30 protein-coding genes, 7 tRNA genes and 1 pseudogene are annotated in these 25244 nt (G+C 72.9%); 16 read left to right on the top strand and 22 right to left on the bottom strand.

The genetic code is table 11. The annotated features are described in order from the left end of the window. Positions 1-14 precede the first annotated feature (14 nt). Positions 15-686, bottom strand: coding sequence for a phosphatase PAP2 family protein (locus NH602_RS31825; protein ID WP_073574137.1), 672 nt, complete (start codon positions 684-686; stop codon positions 15-17). 46 nt (positions 687-732) lie between these two features. Then, positions 733-2394 (bottom strand): glucose-6-phosphate isomerase, encoded by a 1662-nt coding sequence (gene pgi, locus NH602_RS07100; protein WP_374210140.1) that lies wholly within the window; start codon positions 2392-2394, stop codon positions 733-735. A gap of 474 nt (positions 2395-2868) precedes the next feature. Here pgi and NH602_RS07095 point away from each other — a divergent pair, with 474 nt between their 5' ends. The 3 genes from NH602_RS07095 (at position 2869) to NH602_RS07085 (ending at position 4788) form a co-directional block, all read left to right on the top strand. Then, positions 2869-3336, top strand: coding sequence for a DoxX family protein (locus NH602_RS07095; RefSeq protein ID WP_073574136.1), 468 nt, complete (start codon positions 2869-2871; stop codon positions 3334-3336). Positions 3337-3478: 142 nt separating this feature from the next. After that, complete coding sequence (locus tag NH602_RS07090; protein ID WP_073574135.1) at positions 3479-4360, top strand: HipA family kinase; 882 nt, start codon at positions 3479-3481, stop codon at positions 4358-4360. Then, positions 4357-4788, top strand: a complete 432-nt coding sequence (locus NH602_RS07085) for a DUF3037 domain-containing protein (protein ID WP_253067355.1) — start codon at positions 4357-4359, stop codon at positions 4786-4788. The genes NH602_RS07090 and NH602_RS07085 overlap by 4 nt, the downstream gene beginning before the upstream one ends. A 78-nt stretch (positions 4789-4866) precedes the next feature. Here the strand turns inward: NH602_RS07085 and NH602_RS07080 are convergent, their stop codons facing one another. Continuing rightward, a complete protein-coding gene (locus NH602_RS07080; RefSeq protein WP_157818251.1) occupies positions 4867-5343 on the bottom strand; it encodes an SRPBCC family protein in 477 nt (158 codons plus the stop codon). Between the two features lie 140 nt (positions 5344-5483). On the opposite strand from NH602_RS07080, the gene NH602_RS07075 reads away from it, so the two are divergent. Both NH602_RS07075 and NH602_RS07070 read left to right on the top strand, forming a co-directional pair. Further along, positions 5484-6557, top strand: a complete 1074-nt coding sequence (locus NH602_RS07075) for a phosphotransferase family protein (protein WP_179762437.1) — start codon at positions 5484-5486, stop codon at positions 6555-6557. Positions 6558-6659: 102 nt separating this feature from the next. Then, the gene (locus NH602_RS07070; protein ID WP_083658059.1) at positions 6660-7145 is read left to right on the top strand and encodes a DUF6069 family protein; all 486 of its coding nucleotides are present in this window, start codon (positions 6660-6662) and stop codon (positions 7143-7145) included. Positions 7146-7147: 2 nt separating this feature from the next. On the opposite strand, the gene NH602_RS07065 is transcribed toward NH602_RS07070, so the two are convergent. Beyond that, positions 7148-8449, bottom strand: coding sequence for a cytochrome P450 (locus NH602_RS07065; RefSeq protein ID WP_179763129.1), 1302 nt, complete (start codon positions 8447-8449; stop codon positions 7148-7150). 161 nt (positions 8450-8610) lie between these two features. Here NH602_RS07065 and NH602_RS07060 point away from each other — a divergent pair, with 161 nt between their 5' ends. Then, the gene (locus NH602_RS07060; RefSeq protein WP_073574131.1) at positions 8611-9486 is read left to right on the top strand and encodes a metallophosphoesterase; all 876 of its coding nucleotides are present in this window, start codon (positions 8611-8613) and stop codon (positions 9484-9486) included. A gap of 56 nt (positions 9487-9542) precedes the next feature. Further along, entirely contained in the window at positions 9543-10886 is a 1344-nt protein-coding gene (locus tag NH602_RS07055; RefSeq protein WP_253067354.1) for an FAD-dependent oxidoreductase, read from the top strand. Positions 10887-10951: 65 nt separating this feature from the next. Here the strand turns inward: NH602_RS07055 and NH602_RS07050 are convergent, their stop codons facing one another. Further along, positions 10952-11254 carry a hypothetical protein gene (locus NH602_RS07050; protein ID WP_179762439.1) on the bottom strand — a complete coding sequence of 101 codons (303 nt, stop codon included), beginning with the start codon at positions 11252-11254 and terminating at the stop codon, positions 10952-10954. Positions 11255-11440: 186 nt separating this feature from the next. Continuing rightward, positions 11441-11695: a type B 50S ribosomal protein L31 gene (locus NH602_RS07045; RefSeq protein ID WP_020624102.1), complete on the bottom strand. Its 255-nt coding sequence runs from the start codon at positions 11693-11695 to the stop codon at positions 11441-11443. 75 nt (positions 11696-11770) lie between these two features. Between NH602_RS07045 and NH602_RS07040 the strand changes: the two genes are divergently transcribed. Beyond that, positions 11771-12178, top strand: coding sequence for a hypothetical protein (locus NH602_RS07040; protein WP_145983020.1), 408 nt, complete (start codon positions 11771-11773; stop codon positions 12176-12178). 96 nt (positions 12179-12274) lie between these two features. Further along, complete coding sequence (locus tag NH602_RS07035; RefSeq protein ID WP_253067353.1) at positions 12275-13093, top strand: SDR family oxidoreductase; 819 nt, start codon at positions 12275-12277, stop codon at positions 13091-13093. A 2-nt stretch (positions 13094-13095) separates the two neighbouring features. Here the strand turns inward: NH602_RS07035 and NH602_RS07030 are convergent. Then, positions 13096-13171: transfer RNA gene (locus tag NH602_RS07030), tRNA-Gly, on the bottom strand. A 113-nt stretch (positions 13172-13284) separates the two neighbouring features. On the opposite strand from NH602_RS07030, the gene NH602_RS07025 reads away from it, so the two are divergent. Then, positions 13285-14031, top strand: a complete 747-nt coding sequence (locus NH602_RS07025; RefSeq protein ID WP_073574128.1) for an SDR family oxidoreductase — start codon at positions 13285-13287, stop codon at positions 14029-14031. Between the two features lie 69 nt (positions 14032-14100). On the opposite strand, the gene NH602_RS07020 is transcribed toward NH602_RS07025, so the two are convergent. From NH602_RS07020 to NH602_RS06995, 6 genes are all read right to left on the bottom strand, one after another. Continuing rightward, positions 14101-14175 (bottom strand) — tRNA-Val (locus NH602_RS07020). A gap of 1 nt (position 14176) precedes the next feature. Continuing rightward, positions 14177-14248, bottom strand: a tRNA-Cys gene (locus NH602_RS07015). 30 nt (positions 14249-14278) lie between these two features. Further along, positions 14279-14351, bottom strand: a tRNA-Gly gene (locus tag NH602_RS07010). 235 nt (positions 14352-14586) lie between these two features. Further along, positions 14587-14661 (bottom strand) — tRNA-Val (locus NH602_RS07005). Positions 14662-14680: 19 nt separating this feature from the next. After that, positions 14681-14753 (bottom strand) — tRNA-Gly (locus tag NH602_RS07000). Between the two features lie 156 nt (positions 14754-14909). Further along, positions 14910-15338 (bottom strand): SsgA family sporulation/cell division regulator, encoded by a 429-nt coding sequence (locus NH602_RS06995; RefSeq protein WP_073574127.1) that lies wholly within the window; start codon positions 15336-15338, stop codon positions 14910-14912. Between the two features lie 278 nt (positions 15339-15616). On the opposite strand from NH602_RS06995, the gene NH602_RS06990 reads away from it, so the two are divergent. The 4 genes from NH602_RS06990 to NH602_RS06975 all read left to right on the top strand — a co-directional run bounded on the left by NH602_RS06990 (position 15617) and on the right by NH602_RS06975 (position 17890). Beyond that, on the top strand, positions 15617-16294 hold the full coding sequence (locus tag NH602_RS06990; RefSeq protein WP_179762442.1) for an RNA polymerase sigma factor: 678 nt from the start codon (positions 15617-15619) through the stop codon (positions 16292-16294). A gap of 26 nt (positions 16295-16320) precedes the next feature. Next, positions 16321-17202 carry an anti-sigma factor gene (locus NH602_RS06985; RefSeq protein ID WP_253067352.1) on the top strand — a complete coding sequence of 294 codons (882 nt, stop codon included), beginning with the start codon at positions 16321-16323 and terminating at the stop codon, positions 17200-17202. A 26-nt stretch (positions 17203-17228) separates the two neighbouring features. Then, positions 17229-17756: a TIGR02611 family protein gene (locus tag NH602_RS06980; RefSeq protein WP_100878026.1), complete on the top strand. Its 528-nt coding sequence runs from the start codon at positions 17229-17231 to the stop codon at positions 17754-17756. Between the two features lie 62 nt (positions 17757-17818). Further along, positions 17819-17890: transfer RNA gene (locus NH602_RS06975), tRNA-Val, on the top strand. Positions 17891-17969: 79 nt separating this feature from the next. Here the strand turns inward: NH602_RS06975 and NH602_RS06970 are convergent. The 8 genes and pseudogenes from NH602_RS06970 to NH602_RS06940 form a co-directional block, all read right to left on the bottom strand. Continuing rightward, complete coding sequence (locus tag NH602_RS06970; protein WP_253067351.1) at positions 17970-19232, bottom strand: tyrosine-type recombinase/integrase; 1263 nt, start codon at positions 19230-19232, stop codon at positions 17970-17972. Further along, positions 19229-19474, bottom strand: a complete 246-nt coding sequence (locus NH602_RS06965) for a helix-turn-helix domain-containing protein (RefSeq protein WP_253067350.1) — start codon at positions 19472-19474, stop codon at positions 19229-19231. The genes NH602_RS06970 and NH602_RS06965 overlap by 4 nt, the downstream gene beginning before the upstream one ends. 13 nt (positions 19475-19487) lie before the next feature. Further along, positions 19488-20372: a replication initiator gene (locus NH602_RS32180; protein ID WP_253067349.1), complete on the bottom strand. Its 885-nt coding sequence runs from the start codon at positions 20370-20372 to the stop codon at positions 19488-19490. Positions 20373-20457: 85 nt separating this feature from the next. Beyond that, positions 20458-21015, bottom strand: a pseudogene (locus tag NH602_RS32175) (replication initiator); the annotation flags it as partial. After that, positions 21015-21338 carry a hypothetical protein gene (locus NH602_RS06955; protein ID WP_253067348.1) on the bottom strand — a complete coding sequence of 108 codons (324 nt, stop codon included), beginning with the start codon at positions 21336-21338 and terminating at the stop codon, positions 21015-21017. The gene NH602_RS06955 and the pseudogene NH602_RS32175, both read right to left, overlap by 1 nt. Then, on the bottom strand, positions 21335-22309 hold the full coding sequence (locus NH602_RS06950; protein ID WP_253067347.1) for an FtsK/SpoIIIE domain-containing protein: 975 nt from the start codon (positions 22307-22309) through the stop codon (positions 21335-21337). The genes NH602_RS06955 and NH602_RS06950 overlap by 4 nt, the downstream gene beginning before the upstream one ends. Beyond that, positions 22302-23060 carry a hypothetical protein gene (locus tag NH602_RS06945; protein ID WP_253067346.1) on the bottom strand — a complete coding sequence of 253 codons (759 nt, stop codon included), beginning with the start codon at positions 23058-23060 and terminating at the stop codon, positions 22302-22304. Before NH602_RS06945 ends, NH602_RS06950 begins: the two co-directional genes overlap by 8 nt. A 158-nt stretch (positions 23061-23218) precedes the next feature. Then, entirely contained in the window at positions 23219-23542 is a 324-nt protein-coding gene (locus NH602_RS06940) for a hypothetical protein (protein ID WP_010228114.1), read from the bottom strand. Between the two features lie 157 nt (positions 23543-23699). Here NH602_RS06940 and NH602_RS06935 point away from each other — a divergent pair, with 157 nt between their 5' ends. Both NH602_RS06935 and NH602_RS06930 read left to right on the top strand, forming a co-directional pair. Then, positions 23700-24443 carry an XRE family transcriptional regulator gene (locus NH602_RS06935; protein ID WP_210027361.1) on the top strand — a complete coding sequence of 248 codons (744 nt, stop codon included), beginning with the start codon at positions 23700-23702 and terminating at the stop codon, positions 24441-24443. Positions 24444-24450: 7 nt separating this feature from the next. Continuing rightward, a complete protein-coding gene (locus tag NH602_RS06930) occupies positions 24451-24918 on the top strand; it encodes an NUDIX domain-containing protein (RefSeq protein ID WP_253067345.1) in 468 nt (155 codons plus the stop codon). Here NH602_RS06930 and NH602_RS06925 read toward each other — a convergent pair. Next, positions 24909-25091: a hypothetical protein gene (locus NH602_RS06925; protein WP_253067344.1), complete on the bottom strand. Its 183-nt coding sequence runs from the start codon at positions 25089-25091 to the stop codon at positions 24909-24911. The two genes, NH602_RS06930 and NH602_RS06925, sit on opposite strands and share 10 nt — an antisense overlap. Positions 25092-25244: the final 153 nt, after the last annotated feature.

Genomic DNA, 25244 nt, shown 5'->3' with positions numbered 1-25244 from the left:
GGCGCCCGGCCGGGTCAGGCCGGGGCGGTGTCCCGTCGCCGGGTCCGGCGGTCGAGCACCAGCGACAGCACCGTCACCCCGGTGAACGCGAGCGCCGCCCCGGACGCCCATCCGGCGAGCACGTCGGAGAGCCAGTGCACACCCAGATAGACGCGGGTGAACCCTACGGCCCCCGCCCACAGCACCGCGAACGCGGTGAGCAGCACCCGGCCGCGTGACCGCAGCACCGGCCACAGCACGAGCACCAGCGTCGTCCAGGCGGCGGCGACCATGGTCGCGTGCCCGGACGGCAGCGACTCGTTCGCCACGGCCATCACCTGCAGGTCGGCGGGCGGACGGGCCCGGTCGAGGATCCGTTTGACCATCGTGAACACCACGCTCGCGACGAGCGGGACCGCGGCCAGGCACAGGCCCTCCGCGACCCGGCCGCGCACCGCGAGCACGGCCCCGCCGACGAGCGCGACCGCCGTGCTCCCGACGGTGTTGCCGAGCTCGGTGACGACCAGCGCGACCACGGTGACGCCGGGGATCCGGTCCGCGGCGAGCCCGACCGCGGTCTCGGTGTCACCGCCCTGCAGCACACCCGTCCACGCCAGGGCGATGAGCACCCCGGCGAGCACGAGCAGTACCGCAGCGACCGGACCGGTGACGCGGGCCCGCAGCGGGGCCGACGGTTGATCGTTCACCGGCCGATTCTCTCCCGGTCGATGCTCGTCCGCCGGAAGAGGTGCCTCAACGGCCGCGCCAGGCGCGGTAGCGGCCGATCAGCGCGGCGGTGGACGCGTCGAGACCGGCGTCCGGCGGGTTCGGGTCGTGGAGCGCGGGGCCGAACTGCTTGGCCATGACCTTGCCGAGCTCCACTCCCCACTGGTCGAAGGAGTCGATGCCCCAGATCGTGCCCTCGACGAAGGTGACGTGCTCGTAGAAGGCGATGATCTGCCCCAGCACCGACGGGGTCAGCTTCTCGGCCAGGATCGTCGACGACGGCCGGTTGCCCGGCATCACCTTGTGCGGCACGACGTCGGCCGGGGTGCCCTCGGCCTCGATCTCCGCGGCGGTCTTGCCGAACGCCAGCGCCGCGGACTGGGCGAACAGGTTCGCCATGAACAGGTCGTGGGAGTCGGCGGCGTCCTCGCCGGGCAGGTCGTGGTGCGGGCGGGCGAATCCGATGAAGTCGCACGGCACGAGCCGGGTGCCCTGGTGCAGCAGCTGGTAGAACGCGTGCTGGCCGTTGGTGCCCGGCTCGCCCCAGAAGATCTCGCCGGTGGTCGTGGTGACCGGGGTGCCGTCGCCGCGCACGGACTTGCCGTTGGACTCCATGGTCAGCTGCTGCAGGTAGGCGGGCAGCCGGTGCAGGTACTGGGAGTACGGCAGCACCGCGCGGGTGTCGGCGCCGAAGAAGTTCGCATACCAGACGCCGAGCAGCCCGGAGATCACCGGCAGGTTCTGCTCGAGCGGGGTGCGCCGGAAGTGCTCGTCCATGGCGTGCATGCCGGCGAGGAACTCCGCGAAGTGCTCGCGGCCGATCGCGCACATCAGCGACAGCCCGATCGCGGAGTCCAGCGAATAGCGGCCGCCGACCCAGTCCCAGAACCCGAACATGTTGTCGGTGGAGATGCCGAACTCCGACACCTTCTCCGCGTTCGTGGAGACCGCGGCGAAGTGCTTCGCGACGGCCCCGGTGTCGTCCGTCCCCAGCCCGGACAGCAGCCAGGACCGCGCGTTGCGGGCGTTGGTCAGCGTCTCCTGCGTGGTGAACGTCTTCGACGAGACGACGAACAGCGTGGTCGCCGGGTCGAGGTCGCGGGTCTTCTCGTACAGGTCGGTCGGGTCGATGTTGGACACGAACCGGCACTCGAGGTCGCGCTGCGCGTAGTCGCGCAGCGCCTCGTAGGCCATGACCGGGCCCAGGTCGGAGCCGCCGATGCCGATGTTGACCACCGTGCGGATCCGCCGGCCGGTGGATCCGGTCCACGCCCCGGAGCGCACCGCGTCGGTGAACTCGCCCATCCGGTCCAGGACGGCGTGCACGTCGGCGACGACGTCCTGGCCGTCGACGGTGAGCGACGCGTCACGCGGCAGCCGCAGCGCCGTGTGCAGCACGGCCCGGTCCTCGGAGGTGTTCACGTGCGCACCGGTGAACATCGCCTCGGTGCGGGCGGGCAGCCCGGCCGCCCGCGCCAGGTCCGTCAGCAACCCGACGGTGTCGCGGGTGATGCGGTGCTTGGAGTAGTCGAGCACCAGGTCGGCCCCGGTGACGGTGAGCGCACCGGCGCGGTCGGGGTCGTCGTCGAACAGCGACCGCAGGTGCCGCGGCTCGACCTCCGCCGCGTGCTCGGTCAGCGCCGTCCATTCCGTGGTCGCCGTGATGTCGTGGCTGTTCGTGTCGGACACGACGGCCATCATGGCGCAGCGCCGGGGCCGGAGCGCGACGGCGCGACGCGGCGGCGCGTCACTGGTCCGCTCGGGCGTACCGCCCGGCGCGCGCAGGGTCGTGCGGGACGAGCGGCATGTCCGGATCGCCGGACTGCACGTGGCCCCGACGGTCGGTGAACCCCGGGTGGGTGAGCCGCCGGCCACTGCGACGTCCGGGTGACGTCCGCTTCCTGCAGGGACACGCTGTGTGCCCGCTACCTGCGGCGACGCAGGATCGGGGTGACCGCTCGACCGGTCGTGCCGTGTGGGCCACCGGCCACAGTGCTCCCCGGTCGGGTGACACGCGGTGGCGTACATCTCGTCGCGTCCTGCGGCCGTCTCGTCGCGCAGGGTGGCTGAACCGGGCGGCGTAGCGCGTTCGTGCCTCTAGGGTCTTGTGCAGTCCGTGGTGACGAGCTCACCCGCGGTGATCATCTCGTACCTGGAGGAACCGTGTACCGCTCCCTGACCGGAACCCCGCGCGATGTCGCGCTGCTCGTCGCCCGCCTGCTGCTGGCCTACATCATGGTCATGCACTCGTGGAAGAAGATCGACGCCGGTCTGTTCGACACCGCCGCCGTGTTCGCGAAGTTCGGCATCCCCCTGGCCATCGGCGCGGCCTCGTTCACGATCGTGGTCGAGCTCGTGTTCTCGCTCTCGGTCGCCCTCGGTGTCCGCATGGTCCTGCCCGGCGCGATGATGACCTTCGTGATGGCCGGCGCGATCTGGTTCGTCCACGGCAAGAACGGCCTGTTCATGGCCGACAACGGGTGGGCGCTCGTCGGCACGATCATCTGCGCCACGCTGATCCTCATGTCCACCGGCCCGGGCCGGTTCAGCGTCGACGAGCTCCTGTCGCGTCAGGCGGCCCGCCGGATGGAGCAGACCCAGGCGATCCCGCGCCAGACCGTCTCGGTCTGACCCGCACCTCCCGGTCCGCCCGCGCGTCCCGGAGCCGGGCGGGCCGGTGACCCTCCTCCCGGACCCCGCGAGCGTGACCACGGCCCGCACCCCGACGCCACGGGGTGCGGGCCGCATCCGTGCCCGGCGCTAATCTCCGCGGGTGAGCCACGAGCGGACGACCGAGGGGCGGGCGCTGCCCCGGCTGACCGCGATCCGGTACGTGACCCCGCTGCGCGAGGGCGGGTCGCTGCCCGGGCTGATGGAGGCCGACGACCTCGGTACCTACGCGGTCAAGTTCACCGGCGCCGGGCAGGGCCGCCCGGTGCTGGTCAACGAGATCGTCTCCGGGGAGCTCGCCCGCGCGCTGGGTCTGCCCGTCCCGCGGATCGCGACCATCGTCGTCGACGGGACGCTCGGGCGCACCGAGCCGGACGAGGAGGTCCAGGAGCTGCTCCGGAACTCCGACGGGCTCAACCTGGCCGTCGACTTCCTGCCCGGGGCGCTCGATCTGGACCCGGTCGCCTTCGACGTCGGGCCCGGGTTCGCCGGTCGGGTGCTCTGGTTCGACGCGCTCGTCGGCAACGTCGACCGCTCCTGGCGCAACTCGAACATGCTGCTCTGGCACCGCAGGCCCTACCTGATCGACCACGGAGCGACGCTCACCTTCGCCCACGACTGGTCGGCCGCGCCGCGGTTCGCCCACCGCCCGTTCGACGCAGGCGACCACGTGCTGCTCGGCGCCCGTCCCGACCTCGACGCCGCGGACGGCGCACTGGCCCCGCTGGTCACCCCGGACCTGCTCGAAGGGGTGCTGGCGCTGGTGCCCGACGAGTGGATCGCCGACGTCGACGGCGTCGGGGGGCCCGACGCCGTACGCGCCGCCTACGTCCAGGCTCTCGCGGCCCGGGTCGCGGCGCGCGGGGACTGGCTGCCGGGCGTCGCCGCGACGGTGGCGGCGGGCAGACCGCGGCCGGTCGACCGTGCCCCACGCCGTCCGCCGTGGCTCCGGATCGGCGGCGTCGGCGGCGGTGAGGGCCGGTGAGCGGCCTCGTCGCCTACGAGTACGCGCTGCTGCGGGTCGTGCCGCGGGTGGAACGCGGCGAGTCGATGAACGCCGGGGTGCTCCTGCACTGCCGGGCCCGCGACGTCCTCGCGGTGCGGGTCCACCTCGACCGCGCCCGGCTGGCCGCGCTCGACCCGACCGCCGACGCCGACGCCGTCGACGAGCTGCTGGCGACCGTGGCCGCGGTGGCCGCGGTGCCCGAGCCACCGCGCTCGGACCGGCACGCCACCGGCGCACTGGCCGCCCGCGGGCCCGGCGCGGGGGAGGACATCGGACGCCGCTTCCGGCGTCTCACCACCGCACGCAGCACCATCGTGTGCCCCGGCCCGGTCCACACAGGACTCACCGCGGACCCGGCCGCGGAGGCCGAGCGGCTGCTCGCCCGCCTCGTCCTGCCGCTGTCCTAGACGCGGCCCCGGCCGGTGCCCGGAACGCACGACGACGCCGCCCGGTGACCGGTGCGGCGCCGTCGGGTGGGGACGGTCTCAGGAGGAGGCGGCCCGTCCGGCCTTCTCGATCGAGTCCGCGAGCTGGTCCTCGCTGAGCATGGGGAAGAAGCCGCGGAAGTCCGGGTCCTGCACACCGCTCCAGTCGTAGACCTGGGTGACCGTCGTGCCGTCGCCCTCGGGCGCGAGGTGCCAGGTGTAGGTGTGGCCCTCGGCGCGCACGTCGCCGATCGTGTCCTTCTTCGCGTCGATCGGGTGCATCGACGGCGCCCAGCCGATCACGCGGTCCTGCTCGAAGGACGTGACGGTGTTCTTCATCTGGTAGTCGCCGAGGTCGCCGTTGTGCATGTTCATCACGAACTCGTCGCCGACGCCGCTGATCTCCGTCGAGCCCTCGACGCCCCGCAGCATGCCGGCGCCGTCGATCTCCTGGTGCCGGGTGGGGGTCGACAGCAGCGCGAACAGCTGCTGCGGGGTGGCGGACACGGTGCGGGTGACGGTGATCTGGTCGCTCACGGGTTCCTCTCCCACCGGTCGTCGTCGACGGCGCCGGGGTGCGCCGGACGCGACCGGTCATGATCAGGGGAGAGGTGCCCGCAATCGTCGTGACCGAAACGGGGGTGGTCGGCGCGGGGGCGATCATGTTGCATCGGGGGATGACCGACGCACACGACGGGGTGGACCCGGTCGCCCTGACCCGCTGGCTGGCCGCCGAGGTGCCGCGGGTCGAGCTCGGCGACGGCCCGGTGGCCGTGGAGCGCATCTCCGGCGGGCACTCCAACCTGACCTTCCGGGTCACCGACGCCCGTGGCACGCCGTACGCGCTGCGCCGCCCGCCGACCGGGGGCGTGCTCGCCACCGCGCACGACATGGGCCGGGAGTGGCGCTTCCTGACCGCACTGGCCGGTACCGCGGTCCCGGTGCCGGAGCCGGTCGCCCTGTGCTCGGACCCCGCGGTGCTGGGCGCCGGCTTCTACCTGATGGGCTGGGTGGACGGCGTGGTCCCGGGGGACCGCGCCGCGGGGGAGGCCGTCCCGGAACCGGAGCGGCGGGCCTGCGGTCTGGACACCGCCGAGGTGCTCGCGGCGCTGCACGCCGTCGACCCGGCCGAGGTGGGGCTCGGCGACATGGCGCGGCCCGGCCGCTACCTGGAACGGCAGCTGCGCCGCTGGCACCGGCAGGCGCATGCGGGCGCGTTCACCGACCTCGCCGCGCTCGACGCCGCGCACGCCGCGCTGGTCGAGGCGATGCCGCCGGAGCCGGCCGGCGGGCCGCGGATCGCCCACGGCGACTTCCGGCCGGGGAACCTGTCGTTCCGCGGAGGCCGGATCACCGGCGTCTTCGACTGGGAGCTCGCGGCCCTGGGGGAGCCGCTGGCCGACCTGGGGTGGCTGCTGGCGTCCTGGGAGTGTCCGGGCGACACCCTGCCCGCGATCACGAGCGGCCCGACCGCGGCGCCCGGCTGGCCCGACCGCGACCTCGTCGCCGCCCGCTACGCCGAGCGCTCCGGGCACGCGCTGGACCAGCTGCCGTACTGGGTGGCGTTCGCGCACTGGCGTTGTGCCTGCATCGGGACCGGGGTCTGGACGCGCTACGCCCAGGGCAACATGGGCTCGGGCGCCGAGTCCGGGGAGGCCCTGGAGCGCCGTCGCGAGCGCGTGGTCGCCGACGCGGAGGCCGCACTCGCCGCATTGCGGCGCGGGCCGACGGGGCGTCGTCGCGGGGCGTAGTCTGCTGCCCACCACAGGTGATCACCCGGCGCGGGTGGTCACCGCCGCGCGGCGCCGCACCGACGCCGCGCACGGCCCGTCCGCGACCGGGGGAGTACGACGATGTCCGAGGCCGACGACCGCACCCGAGAGATGAGCCGGGAGACCGCCCGGCCGCGTCCCCGCAGCGGGGTGAACCCCGGTCGGCTGTGGGCCGGCGGTGTGGCGACGGCGGTGATCGCCGCGTTGATCGCCCTTGTGGGGCTGCTGATCCTGCAGGTCCTGCTGCAGATCCCGTACCTCGCCCCGGCCGTCTCCGAGCCGCTCGACGGCTGGGCCGCGGCGCAGAGCCTGGCGATCTGGGCCGCGGTCGCCGGGCTGGCGGCGACCGGGCTCGCGCACCTGCTGCTGGTCGCGGTGCCGAGCCCGATGTCCTACTTCGGCTGGATCGCCGGGCTGCTCACCGCGCTGGCCGCGGTGTCCCCGCTGATCCTCACCGAGCAGCCCTGGGCCGTCCGCATCGCCACCGCGGTGATCCACCTCGTGATCGGGATGTCGATCATCAGCCTGGTGACGACGACGGTCACCAGCGCCACCCACCGGGCCTGAGCTCAGGCGTCGACGGGGACCCGGGCGTCGCCCAGGCGGACCGGCAGCGTCCGGTAGCCGCGCAGCACCCGGGTCCCGCGCAGCTCGGCCGGGCCGTCGGCGCGCAGGTCGGGGTAGCTCTCGAACAGCGCCCGCAGCCCGACCTCGCCCTCCATCTTCGCCAGCGCCGCACCCAGGCAGTAGTGGATCCCCTGGCTGAACGCCACGTGCCGGTCCGCGCCCGCGCGCCCGACGTCGAACCGGGCGGGGTCGGGGAACACGTCCGGGTCGCGGTTCGCGCCCCCGAGGTGGGTGAGCACCAGCGCGCCCCGCTTGACCGGGAACCCGCACACCTCGGTGTCGCGTGCGGCGACGCGCCCGGTCCGCTGGACGGGGGAGTCGTAGCGCAGGACCTCGTCGACGGCGTTCGGCCACAGCGCCGGGTCGGCCTGCAGCCGGGCGAGCTCGTCGGGGTGGGTCAGCAGCAGGCGGGTGCCGTTGCCGATGAGGTTGACCGTCGTCTCGAACCCGGCGGCGAGCAGCAGCATCGCCAGCGACAGCAGCTCGTCGTGGGTGAGCCGGCCCTCCTCCTCGTCGTAGGCGGCGACCAGCGAGGACAGGATGGAGTCGTTGGGCTCCCGGCGCAGCCGCTCGAAGTGCCCGGCCATCCAGTCGGTGAGCGCGTCGATGTCGCGCTCGGAGCGGTGGAACGTCGCGTAGTCCAGGCCCATGTCGAGGGAGTAGGCGCCGCCCTCGCCCCACTCCAGGAACTTCTCCCGCATCTCCACCGGGGCGCCGAGCATCTCGGTGATGACGGTGGCCGGCAGCAGTGAGGCGTAGCCGGAGATGACGTCGGTGCGCCGGTCGGCGCCGGCCCGGGTCTCCAGGTCCGCGAGCAGCTGCGCCGCGATCTGTTCGGTGCGCCCGCGCAGCGAGGAGATCGCCTTGGCGCTGAACGAGCGGGTGACCAGCTTGCGGATCCGGTTGTGGTCCGGCGGGTCGATCGACAGCAGCGACGGCGGCTCGGCCGGCCCCAGCGGCCAGGTCCCGCCTGCGGCGAGCAGCGCCCGCAGCAGGCCCGGCGCGTTCTCCGGCATACGCAACCCGACGCAGAAGTCGGGGCTGCGCAGCACCTCGGTGGTGATCTCGTGGTCGACCGTGGTCCAGGTCAGCGCAGAACGCACCATCCGGCCCTGTCCACGGATCTGCTCGTAGGCCGGGTACGGGTCCCGGACCGCATCCGGGTTGATGATCATGTGCGCGCCCAGGTCACCCTTGGCCGCCTGGCGGGTCACCTCCCGCCGCATCGCCCCGTGCCGCAGCACCCACCGGATCCACCGTCGTACTCCCCGCGATGCCGCCATCCCGGCCTCCCCGCCTCGTCGTCGAGCTCGGTTCCGAAGCTACCAGGAGTAAGTTACCGCGGGTAGGTACGTTTCCGGCCCCGGCGGACGGTGGGCCGGACCCCACCGGGTACCAATGGCGGGTGACCGCCGTCGGGGAGCCGCGCCTGCTCGCGGTCAGTGACCTGCACGTGCGGCACGCGGAGAACGCCGACATCGCCGCGGGGCTGCACCCGGGACACCCGGGGGACTGGCTGATCGTCGCGGGTGACGTCGACGAGCGGATCGAGAGCGTCGTCGCGACGCTCGCCGTGCTGCGGGAGCGTTTCGCGCAGGTGCTGTGGACCCCGGGCAACCACGAGCTCTGGACCCGCGCCAAGAACGCCCGGGCCGACGCGGTCGAGCAGCTCGCCGGCGTCGCCCGCTACGACGAGCTGGTCCGCCGCTGCCGGGATGTCGGGGTGCTGACCCCGGAGGACGCGTGGCCGGTGTGGGACGGCCCGGGTGGCCCGGCCGTCATCGCGTCGCTGTTCGTGCCCTACGACTACTCGTTCCTGCCCGCCGGCACCACGACCTCGGAGGAGGGGCTGGCCGCGGCGTACGCCGCCGGTGTCGTCTGCACCGACGAGTACCTGCTCCATCCGGCTCCGTACGCCACGCGGGCCGAGTGGTCCGCGGCCCGGGTGGCGTCGACGGCGACCCGCCTGGACGCGCTCGATCCGGACCTGCCGACGGTGCTGGTCAACCACTGGCCGCTGGTCCGCGAGCCCTGCGATGTCCTCTGGTACCCGGAGTTCGCGCTCTGGTGCGGCACGACGGCGACGGCCGACTGGCACCGTCGCTACCGGGCGCGGGCGGTCGTGCACGGCCACCTGCACATCCCGCGGACGGTCACGGTCGACGGCGTCCCGTTCGTCGAGGTGTCGCTGGGTTACCCGCGGGAGTGGCGACGCCACTCCGAGCGGGTCGGTGGCCACTTCCCGGACCTGTTGCCGCGCACGGTGTTGCCTGCGTCATAGTTAGGTAAGGCTTACCTTGCTATAGCCTCGGGGTCCGTCGACACCCGAGGAGAACGATGACTGCGCTGCGCGTCGCCGTGATCGGCGCCGGTCCGGCTGCCGTCTACGCCGCCGACACCCTGCTGAAGTCCGATGCCGACGTCGCCGTGGACCTGTTCGAGAAGCTGCCCGCCCCGTTCGGGCTGGTCCGCTACGGCGTCGCCCCGGACCACCCGCGGATCAAGCAGATCGTGCACGCCCTGCACCGCGTGCTGGACCGCCCCGGCGTGCGGCTGTTCGGCAACGTCCACTTCGGGACCGACATCACCCTGTCCGACCTGCGCGACCACTACGACGCGGTCATCGCGGCCACCGGCTGCGAGCGGGACCGGGATCTCGACGTCCCCGGCGTCGACCTTCCGGGCAGCCACGGCGCCGCCCGCTTCGTGCAGTGGTACGACGGCCACCCCGACGTGCCCCGGGACTGGACGCTCGACGCGTCGTCGGTCGCGGTGATCGGCGCCGGGAACGTGGCCCTGGACGTCGCCCGGATCCTGGCGAGCACCGCCGAGGGGCTGTCGGGCACCGAGATCCCGGACTCGGTCCACGCCGGGCTCGCGGTCAACCAGGCCACGGACGTGCACGTGTTCGCCCGCCGCGGGATCGCGCACGCCCGGTTCAGTCCGATGGAGCTGCGCGAGCTGGACCACGTGCCGGGCGTCGAGGTGGTCGTCGACCCGGCCGACGTCGAGTTCGACGACGTCGCCGCGGCCGAGGTCCGCTCGGCCAAGCACGTCGAGATGGTGGTGCGGACCCTGCAGGGGTGGGCGCTGCGGGACCGGCGCGGCGACCCGCGCCGGGTGCACCTGCACTTCCTCTCGCGCCCCGAGCGGATCCTCGGCACCGACCACGTCGAGGGCATCCGGATCGAGCGCACCGAGTACACCGGCCACGGCGACGTCCGCGACACCGGCGAGTTCACCGACTTCCCGGTCGGTGCGGTCTACCGGGCGATCGGCTACACCGGCTCGCACCTGGCCGGGTTGCCCTTCGACCACGAGCACGGCGTGCTGCCGCACCGCGAGGGACGGGTACACGACATCGACGGCCAGGAGATGCCCGGCGTCTACGCCGTCGGCTGGATCAAGCGCGGCCCGGTCGGGCTGATCGGGCACACCAAGGGCTGCGCCTCGGAGACCGTCGCGAGCCTGCTGGCCGACGCGCCGCAGCTGCCCCGGGCGCCCCGTCGCGACCCGGCCGAGGTCGACGCGCTGCTGGAGCGCCGGGGCGTGGCGTACACCACCTGGACCGGCTGGCTCGCGCTCGACAAGCACGAGCGCGGCCTCGGCGAGGCGCGCGGCCGCGAGCGGACGAAGGTCGTGCCGCGCGAGGACATGGTGGAGATCAGCAGGACGGGATGACCCTCCGGCCCACGACGCCGGATGCCGGGGTGGGTGGTCGCGGAACGCCGCGGCCGCCCACCCGATCACTCCCGCGGGTCCCGCGGTCCGGGCAGTGCCCGAGGGGGCCGGCGCCCGACCGGTTCGCGCCGTCCCCGCTCCCGGGGCGGGACGAACAGCCACCACAGGATCCACAGCCCCGGGCCGCTGGTCAGCAGGATCGCGGTGGCCAGCCAGCCGTCGCGCCACAGGGCGCCGGCGACGATCCAGCCCGCGATCCACACCACCATCGCGACGAGCCGGATCCGGATGCGACGACCGTGCTCGACCGTCAGCGGCTCGGTCAGGTCGGTGACGACCTGGACCCGTTCGCGACGGCGGCGGCGCATGCCTCCCGACGCTACGCGGGCCCAGGGCGTGTCTCCCCATCCGGCGCCGCCGGGCCCGGTGATCCACGTCGCCGCCGGCAAGGCAGCCGGGCCGCTCTCATACCGGGCGTATTCGGGCGGTCCGGCGACGCCGCCGTCGGCGGCGTGGGCGCCGGGAGCGACGGTGGGGGATGGGGAGACACGCCCCTAGCCGCGCGTGCGCTCCCCGAAGCGGCGGCGGAACTTCTCGACCTGGCCCGCGGCGTCGAGCACCCGGGCGTTACCCGTCCAGAACGGGTGTGACGCCGAGGTCGTGTCCACCTTGATCAGGGGATAGGTGTTCCCGTCCGACCACTCGACGGTCTCGCGCGAGGTCTCGGTCGACCGGGTCAGGAACTCGTCGCCGGTGGACGTGTCGCGGTAGACGACCGGGCCGTACGGGGGGTGGATGCCGGGCTTCACGGTGTTCCTCCTGCGTCGCGGGTGTTACCGTCGACGATAATCGATAACGATTACTGTTTGCAGAAAGGGGTGCCGGTGGACGGGTTCACGGTGGTCCGGTGCGGGGCCTGCGCCCACGCGCCCTCGGGGTTCGACGAGGACGCGCACGGCACCGTCGCGGCCCTGCCCGGTGTCGACGAGGTGCTGGTCGAGGGTCTGCGGGCGGTGGTGCAGGACAGCGCCCAGGGGGTGCTCGTGACCGCGGGGTGCCGGCTCGGGCCGGGCGTCTGCACGGTGCGGCGGCCCGGGCTGATGGTGCTGGTGCAGGCGTGCGACGCCGCCCGCACTCGTCCCGAATCGCCGGTGGTCGCGGTCGGCCCGGTCCGCAGCACCGACGACGTCCGTGCGGTGACCCGCTGGCTGCAGGACGGCGGCGCCCCCGACCCGCAGGCACTGCCTGCGCGGCTGCGCTGCGCGATCTCCCCGGAGGCCGCCCGCGGCTGAGGCACGCGGAGCACCTCCTCGGACCGCCGGCCGGTGACGTCGGCGCGGGGCGACAACTCCGTCGCGCGGCGCGCCCCGGTCGGGCAGGGTCGGGGAGTGAGCACCCTGCGCCGGGACCCGATGCCGTTGCGCGGCCGGACCGCGCTCGTGACCGGAGGCGGCCGGCGTGGCGGGATCGGGCACGCGACCGCCTGCCGGCTCGCCGCCTACGGCGCGGCCGTCGTCGTGCACCACTTCGCCCCGCACGACGCGACGCAGGAGTGGGGCGCCGACGACGTCGACGCCGCTCTCGCGGAGGTCCGGGGACACGCGACGGCACCGGTCGCCGGGGTGCACGCCGACCTCGCCGACCCGGTCGCGCCGCAGCGTCTGCTCGACGCCGCCCGCGAGCTCAGCGGACCGGTCGACCTGCTCGTCGCCAACCAGGCCCTGTCGGGCTCCGACGGTCCGCTGGGGGAGCTGTCCGAGGAGCTGGACCGGCACTGGGCTGTCGACGCCCGCGCGTCGATCCTGCTGGTCCAGGCGTGGGCGAACGCGCACGACGACACCCGTCCCGGCGGTGCGGCCGTCCTGCTCACCTCGGGGCAGGCGCGCGGGCCCATGCCCGGCGAGGTGGCCTACGCCGCGGCGAAGGCGGTTGTCGCGGGCATCACACCGACCCTGGCCGACCAGCTCGCGGACCGGCGGCTGCGGGTCAACACGGTGAACCCGGGGCCGGTCGACACCGGATACCTCGGCGCGGAGGCGTTCCGTGCGATGGCCCCGATGTTCCCGTTCGGCCGGTTCGGCGAGCCCGACGACCCGGCCCGGCTGATCGCGTGGCTGTGCACCGACGAGGCAGCCTGGATCACCGGACAGGTGATCGACTCGGAGGGTGGGTTCGCCCGGCATCGGAACGGGTGGCGACCGTGGTGATGTGGAGCGGACGACGGGATTCGAACCCGCGACCCTCACCTTGGCAAGGTGATGCGCTACCAGCTGCGCTACGTCCGCAGTCGCGCCGTCTCCGGCGCGTGCTACCCCACGATAACGCACCTGTTCCCGGGAGCTGCGCCGCACCCCGGCGATGATCACTACGTCGCCGGATCCGCGGGTACCCCGCTGTCATGAGCGGACGGTTGGACGGGACGACGGTGATCGTGACGGGCGCGTCGAGCGGTATCGGCGAGGCGACCGCCCGGGCGCTGGCCGCCGAGGGGGCGACGGTGGCGCTGCTGGCCCGGCGCCGGGAGCGCCTCGAGGAGCTGGCGACGGAGCTGCCGAGGTCGTCGGTGCACCCGGTGGACGTCACCGACGACGACGCGCTGCACGCCGCCGTCGCGGCGGTGGTCGAGCAACACGGCGGGCTGGACGTCCTCGTCAACAACGCCGGCTTCGGGTCCTGGGGTCCGGCGGCCGAGTCCGACGTCGCGGACTGGCGCACGATGATCGACGTCAACCTCACGGGCGTCCTGTCGACGACGCACGCGGCCCTGCCGCACCTGGCGACGGCGGCCGGTGGGCCGCGCGGCGTCGCCGACGTGGTGACGATCAGCTCTGTGGCCGGGCGGCGGGTCCCGTCGCCGGAGAGCAACGTCTACGCGGCCACCAAGCACGGGGTCGGCGCGTTCTGCGAGGCGCTGCGCCAGGAGTACGCCGAGCGCCACGTGCGTGTCGGCCTCGTGGAGCCCGGCCTGGTCGCCTCGGAGATGACGACCTCGGGTGCGGAGTACGCCCCGGACGCGACCTCGAAGGGCGAGCGCGGGGTGCTGGAGCCCGCCGACATCGCCGACGCCGTCGTCTACATCGTGACCCGCCCGCGGCACGCGGCGGTCAACGAGATGCTCGTGCGCCCGGTGGAACAGGTGCGCTGAGCCGCGGCAGGGGAGGCCCGGAAAGCAGAATCCCCGGGGCCGGACTTCCGGCCCCGGGGATCCGGGAAATGGTGCGCGATACTGGGATTGAACCAGTGACCCCTACCGTGTCAAGGTAGTGCTCTCCCGCTGAGCTAATCGCGCGAGGCGGCGGCGGGAATCGAACCCGCGTACAGGGCTTTGCAGGCCCTTGCCTAAGCCACTCGGCCACGCCGCCGGAAACCGGCCTGCTGTCGGGGCCCGGCAGAGCGGACGACGGGATTCGAACCCGCGACCCTCACCTTGGCAAGGTGATGCGCTACCAGCTGCGCTACGTCCGCATGCCGCACCGTTCCCGTAGCGTTTCCGCAAGTTCCCGGTGCGTTGGGAGAACAGTAGCGCACCGTCCGTGGCCGCTGTCGAGGGGGTACCCGGTGATCGTCCGTCCAGGTCAGCGGGGCCACGACCGCCGGACGAGCCCGGGGGAGGGCGCCGTGGGTGGTCGGCGGTGCGCGTCGCCGTACCCGGAAATGCGAAATCCCCGGGGCCGATGTGCGGCCCCGGGGATCCGGGAAATGGTGCGCGATACTGGGATTGAACCAGTGACCCCTACCGTGTCAAGGTAGTGCTCTCCCGCTGAGCTAATCGCGCGTGAGAAGAGAAGTCTCCGAGCGGACGACGGGACTCGAACCCGCGACCCTCACCTTGGCAAGGTGATGCGCTACCAGCTGCGCTACGTCCGCACCGTGCACCGCGTCCCGGGCCGTGAGGCCCGTCCGCGGAGCGGTGAGAGAACACTAGCACCCGCCCCGAGGGGGGTCCGACCGCCCCCTCTCTCCACCACCGGATGTCCTCTCACGTGCGGAGACGGGCTCCGCCCGGTGGTGGGGTACGTCGGGTCAGTCCCGGGCGGTGGTGTCGAGCAGGTCGGCGAGGGCGGCGTCGAAGTCGAGCCAGGAGTACTCGGCGGCGGCCGGCACGGCGTCGTAGGTCGCCTGCAGGAACTCCGACAGCGTCGCCGCGGAGGTGGTGAACAGGGCGTGGCCCGACGGGGAGGTGAGCTCGAGCTCGATCCGGGTCGGGTCGTCGCTCATCGGCTGCACCCGGACGTCGCCGGTGCCGGCGGAGTCGACCAGTCCGTCGCCGAGCAGGTCGCGGGCGAAGACCCAGTCGACCGTGGTGTCGTGACCGGTCTTGAACGAGGCCTGCACGGCGTAGGGGTCGCGGCTGCTGTAGGACAGCTCGACCTTCACGGGAACGACAGGCGCGTCCGGAGCGATGAGCTCGAACATGGCCGTCGCCCGGATCGTCTTGGACTCGTCGCGCATCGGTGATCCTCTTTCGTGGGGGCGTTGCGTGGGGCGTCAGTGTGGGAACGAGACAGAAGGCCTCGGGGTGACGGGTTCGATGCGCAAGAACGTGGATCACCGTGGGATGACCCCCGATCGAGTCACAACGGTGTAACTCGCTGCGTGTGGCGACAGGGCTGAACGGGCTCCGCGCCGTCCTGGCGTGTGAGCCGTGTGACCGGGAACGACTACTCTCGTCGGAGTTCGAACCGGAACGGGTACGGACACCGAACACAGCAATCGTGAGGACAACGCTGGTGGCAGGCATCGCCGATCCGCCGGACCGCCCCGAGCACGGGCGGGCCGCCGGGCCTGCCGCGCGCCGTGATCCGTCGCGTCGTGACGACGCGGGGGACGCACGACTCGTGCAACGGATCGTGTCGGGCGACTCGACTGCACTGGGTGAGCTGTACGACCGCTTCGGGCGTCAGGCCTACTCCCTCGCGCGACGTATCTGTGCCGACGAGGGGCTGGCCGAGGACGTCGTGCAGGAGGTCTTCCTGGCCTTCTGGCGCGACCCGTCGCGCTTCGACCCGGCCAAGGGCCGCTTCGGTACCTGGCTGCTGACCCTGGTGCACCACAAGTCGGTCGACGCCGTCCGCCGGGAGAGCGCCATCCGGCGCCGCACCGTCCCGGCGTCGGACGACGGCGAGGAGTGGAACGCCCCGCCCGGCCCGGGCGCCGACGAGGGGGCCATCGGCGCACTCGTCGCCGGCCAGGTACGCGACGCGCTCGGTCAGCTGCCCGCGGACCAGCGGAAGGTCCTCGCGCTGGCGTACTACGGCGGCTACACGCAACGCGAGGTGGCCGCGATGACCGGGGTGCCGCTGGGCACCGTGAAGTCCCGCATGTTCACCGGGGTGGCCAAGCTTCGGAACCTGCTGGGCCCGGCGCTCGGGGAGGCCGGGGGAGACCTGGCGGGAGGGCTGTCGTGAACGGCAACGAGGGGAGGCCCTGTCCGATGAACGAACAGACGGTCGGGTGGGCGCTGCACGCCCTCGAGCCCGACGAGGAGATCGAGGTGGTGCAGCACCTCGAGAGCTGCGACGAGTGCCGACGGCTCGCCGCGGACGTCGCCGGGACGACGACCGTCCTCGGTGGCGCGGTGCCGCAGGTCGAGCCGCCGCCGTCGCTGCGTGAGTCGATCATGGAACAGGCCCGGCAGACCCCGCAGCTCGGACGCGAGTCCGACCGCCCGGTGCCGCGGCACGCCCTCCGCGACGAGACGTCGTCCACCGGCGCCGCGCCCGACGGGGGGGCGCGAGCCCGCCCGTCGCGGTCCGAGCCGTCCACCGGGCCCGCGACACGCCCGTCGGGAGGTGCCGGACGCGGTCCGGCCCGGAACGGGTGGCTGCGCCGCCCCGGACGGGTACTGGTCGCGGCGGCCGTCGCACTCGCGGTGATCGTCGGCGGGGGAGCGGCGTTCGGGCAGATCCGGTCGCTGCAGGACGAGCGGGACGCGAGCCTCGCGCAGGCCCAGGAGCTGCGCGACGTGCTCTCCGCCATCGCGCAGCCCGGGACGCCGCACGCCTTCCTCTCCGCGGAGCCGGGGGCGCCGATGGTGGCCGCGGTCGTCGTGAAGGACGGACAGCGCCAGGTCATGCCGATGGGGCTGGGCCCCAACGAGACCGCGGACCAGACCTATGTCCTGTGGGGACTCGACGGTGACGGAACTCCGCGCGCGGTCGGCACGTTCGACGTACGAGCGGGGCAGTCGGGACCGGTGTCCGTAGAATCGCCCGACAGCGGGACCTACGGGACATACGCCGTCTCGCTCGAGCGCGGAAGGGAGGCTCCTCCCGCGCCGACCAAGGTAGTCGCGGCCGGGCAGGTGGAGACCTGAGTACGACGGAGAAGAACGACGTCGGTGTGCCGGCGTCCGGGAGGACCACCTCCGGGCGCCGGTACACCGGTATCCGCAAGAAGTACCGGAGGGCGAAGGTCCGCTACCGCGTGTTCCGGGCCCGCGTGGCCCGCAACCCGGTGCTGGACCTGACCTACCGCATCACCATGGGCGTCCTCGGCACCGCGATCGTGATCATCGGGATCATCGCGCTGCCCGCGCCGGGTCCCGGCTGGGCAATCATCTTCCTCGGCCTGGGCGTGCTCGCCGCCGAGTTCGGCTGGGCGCAGCGGCTCCTGCACTGGGTCCGTGTCCGCTACGACGGCTGGGTGGCTTGGATGGGCCGCCAGAACCGCGTGGTGCAGCTGCTGGTGATGACGCTGATCCTCGGCACGGTCGCCGTGTGCGCGTGGCTGTTCGGGATCTTCGAGACGGCCGGCGGCTGGGTGGGGATCCACTGGGAGTGGCTGCGCTCGCCGCTGCTGCCGCTGATCCAGCCGCCACCCCCGCCGGTGCCCGTTCCGGGATCGGAGCTGGTCACGGGCCCGCGGTGATCCACGGGTGACCCCCGTGAACGGCGGTGGGACGGGCTGTGTAGAGTTGGTTTCACCGCTGAGGGCGATTAGCTCAGGGGGAGAGCGCTTCGTTCACACCGAAGAGGTCACTGGTTCGATCCCAGTATCGCCCACGCAGGTCAGAGGCCCAATCCGAGTAATTCGGGTTGGGCCTCAGTCGTTCCCGGGGAACATTCAGGGAACATTCCCGGATCACCGCAGCACCGCCATTCCCGCGGCCGGGCCGTCGTCCGGGTCCTCGTCGTCGGGGCCGTCGGCGCCGAGCATCGAGCCGCCCAGGGCGTCGAGGATGCGGTCGTGGTTCTCGGTCCGCCGCGTGTAGAGCTGCAGCGTCGTGGTGACGCTCTCGTGGCCCATCACCCGCTGCACCATGTTCGGCGGCACGCCGTCGTCGACGAGCCAGGTCGCGTACGAGTGGCGCAGGTCGTGGAACCGCAGTCCCGTGCCCGCCGCGCTCGCCACCGCCTTGACCGCCGCCGCGTAGGTCTCGCGGACCAGCGTGTTCGCGCGTCCCTCGTCGTCGATCCACCGGCCGGTGAACTCGTGGGAGCCGGTGTGTTCGACCGAGCCGAGCAGCCCGGCCCGGACCAGCGACGGCCGCCAGATCCGCGAGCGGAACAGCGTGCGCCGCAGCGGCTTGCCGACGGCGTTGGCAAACACCAGACCCCGCTCACCGAGCCCGTAGCGGGCGACGTGATCACGCAGCTGCGGCACGAGCCAGCGGGGGAGCGGCACCGTCCGGCGGCCGGCCCCGGTCTTCGGGTACGGCTTGTAGTCGGTGTTCCCGCTGACCTCGACCACCGTGCGGATGACCCGCAGCGTCCCTCCGGCCAGATCCAGGGCGTCGCTCTGCAACCCGACGGCCTCGCCCCAGCGCAGCCCCGTCCACGCCGTCGTGGCGACCAGCATCCGGTACCGGGCCGGGACGGCCGGGAGCAGATCGCCCGAGAGCTGGTCACGGGTGATCACTCGGTCGTCGTGGTCGTGCTTGCGGCGGCGGGGGAGGGTCACGTCCTCGCACGGGTTGTACGGGATCAGCCGGTTCCGCACCGCCGAGCGCAGAACGCCGGACGTCAGCCGCAGCGCCTCGGCGACCGTCGCGGGGGAGCGGCGGCGGCCGAGCTCGCTCACCCAGCTCTGCACGGACAGGTGGTCGATCTTGCCGAGCTGCCAGTCGCCCCACTGCGGAAGGACGTGGGTGCGCATGACCGAGGCGTCCCGGGCCCGGGTGGTGGACTCTCCGGTCCTGCTCGCCAGCCATGCTTCGGCGTGCTCGGCGAAGCGCTGACGGCCGGCCTGGGGGTCGACGTAGGTGCCGTTCGACGCCGACGTCCGCACCGTCGCGAGGAAGTCCCGCGCCTCGCGCTTGGTCGCGAAGTTCTTCGAGCGCTGCCGCCCGGACGGGTCGCGCCACTTGGCCCGGTACTGCCCCTGCGGTGTGACGTGGATGCTCACGACGCCGACGCCATGTCGAGCAGCCAGGCGTGGAACGACTCGCGCGGCACCAGCCAGCGGCGACCGAGCCGCTTGGCCGGGATCTCACCCTTGCGGATCAGGTCGTAGGTCATGCCCAGGTTGAGCCCGAGCAGGCCGGCCACCTGGCGCACGGTGTAGACCTGCGGCGCCGGGATGTCGCGCAGCGAGACCGCGTCATCGCTCCGGTCCGGTAGCCGCAGGACCGAGTGGTTGTCTGGCATCTCCGTTCCTTCCTCATCCGGCCGTGCTGGTCAGTTCCTCGCGGGCGGCTCGCCTCCTGGCCCGGGCCTGTGCTGCGGCGGTGTTGGCCAGTAGGGCATCGGCGGTGGTGTGCCAGCCAATGCCGGCGAAGTGCAGGGCGGAGATGACGACCTCGGTGGTGTCATCCCCGTCGTCGAGGCGCTCGACGTCGTCGGCGGCGGGGCGGGGGTTGGCGTGGTCGCGTTGCCAGTCCCGCCGTGCCTGCCGGAGCGCGGTGAGGGTGGTGGAGTAGCGGCGGGAGCGGGTGGAGAAGTGGCCGGCGAATCCGAGCATGTGCGCCCACCGCCACAGCCGCCCCCACGAGGTCGACCACTCCTCGGGGTCCCAGCCACCGGGGCGTTGCCCGAGGCGCCAGCATGCGTCGATCTGACGGCCGGTGTGGGTGGTGTGGTCGGTGTAGGAGCGCACCGTGTCCGGCCGCAGCCGGGTAGACAGGTGGCCAGCGGTCTCGGTGGCTTTGGTGGCGTACTTGGCGAGGTAGGCGGCGACGGCGGTCGTGGTGATCTCTGCGGCGTCGTCGAGGTCGCGGGCGGCGAGGCGGACCGGGCGGGGGTCGACGTGTTCGCCCCACGCGATCGGCCAGCCCTGGGGGCGGTAGGGGTGCGGGGCGGTGGTGAACGAGGTCTCGGTGACCGCTGCCCTGAGCAGCAGGGCGACCTGGGCGGCGGAGATCCCGGGCGGGGGCGACAGGGTCAGGTGTGACAGGGCAGGGTCGGGGTCGCGGCCGTCGAGCCGGACAAGGGCGTGCAGGTGCACGGCGCCGCGGGCCTGGAACTCCGCGACCTTGGTGTAGGACAGGCGGAGCTTGGCGCCGGTGAGCTTCTCGAGCTGCCGGAGGTTTCGGGTGGCCGCGATCATCGTGCGCCGCCAGAGTTCGCCGACGGTTCCACACCGCCTGGTGCGGGTGGTCGTAGCAGTCCAGACACAACGGCTTCCCGACGCGCGGGTCGTCGGCGGCGTGGCGCTCCCAGCAGGCGTGCCCGGTCCCGTGCTCGCAGGTGGTGTCGTCGCGGCGGGGGCGGCACGGGAGAGGCCGGCCTTTGCGGTCGGTGCGGTGGGCGTGGACCGGGCCGAACGACGGTGCGGTGACGGTCAGGAACACGCACGGGTGCGCGGCGACGGTGGCGGGGGTGCCTTTGCCGCCGACCAGTCCGGCGGTGACGAGCTGGAAGGTGTCAGCGCGGTAGGTCTCGGCACACGAGGGGCAGACGCTCGCGCGGCGGTTGCCGCAGGCGGTGTAGATCAGCCCGTCGGGCATCTCGGCGGTGTGGCGCTCGGAAGTGATGCGGCCGGTGGCTTCCTCGACCCGGAACACGGTCCCGGACAGGCGGATGGGGTGGGCGCATCCGGCGGCGGGAGTGACGTGGCGCAGCCACCCGGCGAAGTCCTCCCGGCGTCCGGCGGCGGCGACGAGGTCGGCGGCGGGGGTGGTTCCGGCCAGGCGCGTGAGCCGTCGGACAGCGAGGCTGTCGACGGTCGCCGAACCGTGGCCGGTGCCCATCACGCCACCCGACTCGGAGCAGCGGCGGTGCGAGCGTGCTCGCGGGCCGAGTCGGCCCAGTGGGCGGCCTCGGTCAGCGCTGCGTCCTGAGCGGCGGCGACCGCCGAGATGTAGATCTGCGGGATCGAGTGGTCCCGGACGGCGACGCGGGCAAGGACGCCCCACCACCGGGCCTCACGGGCGTGGGAATGCGCGAGGGCGGACCGCCACTGCACCGGAGTCATCGCGCCCCGCTGGTAGCGGGCGGTAGCGGCACGGCGTGCCTCGGACGCGCGGCGGAGTCCTGCGTGGACCAGGTCGGCGGTCGTCGGCCGGGCGGTCATGCCGCACCACCGGTGGCGTCGTCGAGGTCCTGGTCCCCGATGTGCTCGGCGATCCCGGCAGCGAGGCGGCGTATGGCGGCGCGGTCGGCCAGGGCGTAGACCTGCTCGTCGGACAGATGCGCAGCCTTGATCCGACGCGGGACACCACCCTCGGCGAGCAGGAACCCGATGCCCTTGGTCTCCGGAGCCACGCTCGCCGCGGAGTGACCGCGGGCCGCCCAGCCGTGCCCGAGCACGATGTCCGACGATGCGTCGGTAGTGCAGCGGAACGCCCACCGATACCCGAACAGATCCCGCAGCGACGTCGGGATGATGTCCGACGACGGACGCTGCGTAGCCGCGACGACGATGATCCCCGCCGCGCGGCCGCGGGCCACCAGGTCCCGGACCAGGACCGAGAACGCTTCCTGCTCGCGCTTGGTCCCGACGGTCGCGGAGAAGTACGCCAGCTCGTCGAGCACGACCACGATCGGAGCCACCTCGTCGGCGGGGGCGATCTTGCGGCGGCGCTCGTCGTCGAGGACGGCGTAGCGCTGATCCATCTCCGACTGCAGGTCCAGCAGGGCGCCGATGGCGTCGTCGAGGCTGTTGGCGACGAACCGGTCCGCGCAGGACCGCCAGAGGCCGAGTTCGACGATCTTGCCGTCGAACAGCCACAGGCGGCAGTCCGTGGCGAGCGCGGCGTGGGCGACGATGTTGTTCAGCCCCACCGACTTGCCCGCGCCGGGCTCCCCGGCCAGGAGCATGTTGCGGTAGATCAGCGGGACCCGGACCGGACGCCCGTCCTCGCCGGTGCCGAGGTGGATCGGCTCCCAGATCGACGGACCCTCGTCGGTGCGGTGCTCGCGGCGGTGGGCGCGGTACTCATCGGCCCAACGGCGCAGGAGAAGCAGCGGGCGCACCAGCCGACCCGGCGCGTCTTCCTCGTCGGCGATCAGGTGCAGGGGCTGTGTGGGCGGGTGCTCAGACATAGTCCGACCAGTCCCCACCCCGACCACTGTTGGACGGTCCGTCGAACGCGGGCTGCGGGGCCGCGGGCAGCGCCGGGCGGGACGGCTCACGCCGCGGAGTCGGGACCGGCGAGTCGGGGCCATCGTGGGTGGGCCAGCCCGGGTCGTGGATGTCGCCGGAGGCGTAGCGGAACAGGTCCGAGCGGATCAGGTTCGGCGCCAGCGGGTCCCGGCGGATGATCTCGACCCGCACCACGGTGGTGAACCCCGGCCACGGGACGACGCGGGCCTCGCGGGCGAAGCACGCCGACGCCAGCTCCTCGACCTGCTCGGCGACCGCCGCCGGGGAGATCCCCGCACGCAGCACCACCCACACCGCCTCCCCGACCCGGGTCGGACGGGCCCACACGGTGAGCGGGCAGGCGCGGGATCGGGAGTTGAGGACCCGGCATTCCAGGAGCGTCTGGCGGACCCGGTGACGGGTCAGGACGGCCTGGGCGCGGTGGAAGAGGAACCGCCGCGTCCACGGCAGCCCCGCGAGCACCAGCCCGACCGCGACGAACAGCACGACCCGCGTCGTGGTGTCGAAGCCGGTGCCGGGCACCGCGACCCAGCGCCCTGCGGTGTCGCGGACGTGGTCGGGGCCCAGCCATACCCAGACGGTGACCAGGACTGCGGAGACGGTGAGTTCCGCGCGCAGGCGCAGCAGCAGCGCCAGGACGCGGACGGCGGGGTTACGGGGCGGGGCGGAGATGATCTCGAAAGAGTCCACACGGGACTTCCCGACACCGAACGAGCGAGACGGAGCAGCAGCGCGAGCCATGATCAGCGACCTTCCAGGCGCGAGAGACGGGAACGGCGGGCGTCGGTGCGCGGGGCGGGACACCGGGGAAGAAGCGCCCCGACCCGCACCACCGACCAGACGAGCGGTCAGGAGGCCTTGGACGCCTGCGCGTGCGCGGGCTCGATCCGATCGGCCTTGAACGCCACACCGGCCCGCTGGCCCTGCTGCCACGGAATCGCGATCAACCCCACCGGACGAACCTCCGCGCCCTGCTCCACCTGCGGAGCACCTGGGGTCGTGATGGTCAGGATCTCCGCGCCCTCGGCGTCGACCTTGACCAGCTGCGTGGTGAACAGCGGCGTCCCGGTCTGCCGGTCGGTGCGCTGACGCCCGTCCATGTCGTTCTTCGGACGCGGGGCCGCGCCCACGGTGTAGCGGGTGCCGGTGGTGTCGACCTTGATCGTTGCCATGACCGTCCTCCAGGGACTGAATCGGGATGGCCCTCGTAGCGGGGCAGGTCCAAGACTCCGGAAATCACCGGGACGGCCCGACCACACATAGGGACATCTCAGGACGTCTCAGCTAGACTCAAGACGTCCCAGCTCGTGTCCACGGAGGGGTACGGCGATGGCGAACGAGCGACTGCGCGATGCGCTGATGAGTGCCGGCCTCACGCCCGCGACGGCGGCTGAGCAGATCGGCGTGGACGCCAAGACCGTCGAGCGGTGGGCAACCCAGGGCCGCACCCCGTACGCCCGGCACCGGGCCGCGCTGTCCGCGCTGGTCGGGCAGAGCGAGTCCTACCTGTGGCCCGCGGCGGTGCCGCCGGAGCGTCAGGCGAAGATCGCGGCCTCGGAGATCGTCGCGGCCTATCCGCACCGCGGCGCGGTCCCGGCCGAGCTGTGGGACGAGCTGCTCGCCTCGGCGACGGACCGGATCGACGTCCTGGTTCACGCCGGCCAGTTCCTCATCGAGCGCCCGGACTTCATCCGCACCGTGGCCGAGAAGGCCGGCGCCGGAGTGACCGTACGGATCAACTTCGGCGACCCCGACAGCGACGCCGTCGAGCTGCGCAGCCAGGAAGAACGCCTCGGGACCGGGACCCTGGCCGCGAGGATCCGCTACGGCCTCGCCGCCTACCGGCCGCTACTGGACACCCCGGGCATCGAGTTCCGCTTCCACACGACCACGCTCTACAACTCGATCTTCCGGTTCGACGACCAGGCCATCATCAACACCCACGTCTACGGCGTGCCCGGCGCCCACGCCCCCGCACTGCACCTGCGCAAGCTCGGCGCCGGGGACCTGTTCGACACCTATGCGCGTAGTTTCGTCGACGTGTGGAGCACCTCGACCCCAGCGCGTTGGTGACCGGCGCGTGGCCCGGACCGACCACTTCCACGACCCCGACGCCCCGACGGCGACCAGCATCGTCATCGCCGTGAGCGCGTTCGTCACCGACGAGCGCGACCGGCTGCTGATGATCCGCCGCACCGACAACAACCTCTACGCGCTCCCCGGCGGACGCCACGAGCTCGGCGAGACCATGACCGAGACCGCGGTCCGCGAGACCGACGAAGAGACCGGCATCCGCATCGAGGTCACCAGCCTGGTCGGGATCTACAGCAACCCCGACCACGTCATGGCCTACAGCGACGGCGAGGTCCGGCAGGAGTTCTCGATCTGCTTCCGCGCCCGGCCGGTAGGCGGGGAGCCGAGGACGAGCGACGAGTCATCGGAAGTGCTGTGGGTCGAGCGGGCCGAGCTGGACGGCATCGACGTGCACCCGTCGATCCGGCTGCGGATCGAGCACGGGTTCAGTCGGCAGGACCCGTACTACACCTGACCGGCCAGGCCGACGGACGACAGCCACGACTCGGCTCGGTCCACGGCACCACGGCGGTCGGCCATGCTGCCGTCGAGAGCGCGGCTCACGTAGTGGTCGGCGGGATAGCGCTCCCGCACCTCGGCCATGCGGTCGTCAAACGAGACGCGCTCGCCGTCCGGGCCCGTGGTCATGTCGAAGTACCAGAGAAGATCGCGAACTAGGGCGTGTCTCCTAAAGCGCGGAGCCAGGTGACGATCGCCTTCAGGACGGCGCCGCCGCGGAAGGTCAGCGCGAGCTTGTCGTAACGGGTGGCCAGCCCGCGCCACTGCTTGACGTGGCAGAAC

This window comes from Pseudonocardia sp. McavD-2-B, from assembly GCF_024124365.1.
GTDB lineage: Bacteria > Actinomycetota > Actinomycetes > Mycobacteriales > Pseudonocardiaceae > Pseudonocardia > Pseudonocardia alni.
The sequence above is the reverse complement of the archived record's forward strand: the minus strand, read 5'-3'. Positions and strand labels throughout refer to the sequence as shown.

Excerpts from the sequence above, each read along its gene's own strand:
- NH602_RS07075 (WP_179762437.1), top strand. The coding sequence starts at position 5,484 with ATGACCGACGCACACGACGGGGTGGACCCGGTCGCCCTGACCCGCTGG.
- NH602_RS07070 (WP_083658059.1), top strand. The coding sequence starts at position 6,660 with ATGTCCGAGGCCGACGACCGCACCCGAGAGATGAGCCGGGAGACCGCC.
- NH602_RS07055 (WP_253067354.1), top strand. The coding sequence starts at position 9,543 with ATGACTGCGCTGCGCGTCGCCGTGATCGGCGCCGGTCCGGCTGCCGTC.
- NH602_RS07050 (WP_179762439.1), bottom strand. The coding sequence starts at position 11,254 with ATGCGCCGCCGCCGTCGCGAACGGGTCCAGGTCGTCACCGACCTGACC.
- NH602_RS07025 (WP_073574128.1), top strand. The coding sequence starts at position 13,285 with ATGAGCGGACGGTTGGACGGGACGACGGTGATCGTGACGGGCGCGTCG.
- NH602_RS06995 (WP_073574127.1), bottom strand. The coding sequence starts at position 15,338 with ATGCGCGACGAGTCCAAGACGATCCGGGCGACGGCCATGTTCGAGCTC.
- NH602_RS06985 (WP_253067352.1), top strand. The coding sequence starts at position 16,321 with ATGAACGAACAGACGGTCGGGTGGGCGCTGCACGCCCTCGAGCCCGAC.
- NH602_RS06965 (WP_253067350.1), bottom strand. The coding sequence starts at position 19,474 with ATGCCAGACAACCACTCGGTCCTGCGGCTACCGGACCGGAGCGATGAC.
- NH602_RS32180 (WP_253067349.1), bottom strand. The coding sequence starts at position 20,372 with ATGATCGCGGCCACCCGAAACCTCCGGCAGCTCGAGAAGCTCACCGGC.
- NH602_RS06955 (WP_253067348.1), bottom strand. The coding sequence starts at position 21,338 with ATGACCGCCCGGCCGACGACCGCCGACCTGGTCCACGCAGGACTCCGC.
- NH602_RS06950 (WP_253067347.1), bottom strand. The coding sequence starts at position 22,309 with ATGTCTGAGCACCCGCCCACACAGCCCCTGCACCTGATCGCCGACGAG.
- NH602_RS06940 (WP_010228114.1), bottom strand. The coding sequence starts at position 23,542 with ATGGCAACGATCAAGGTCGACACCACCGGCACCCGCTACACCGTGGGC.
- NH602_RS06935 (WP_210027361.1), top strand. The coding sequence starts at position 23,700 with ATGGCGAACGAGCGACTGCGCGATGCGCTGATGAGTGCCGGCCTCACG.
- NH602_RS06925 (WP_253067344.1), bottom strand. The coding sequence starts at position 25,091 with ATGACCACGGGCCCGGACGGCGAGCGCGTCTCGTTTGACGACCGCATG.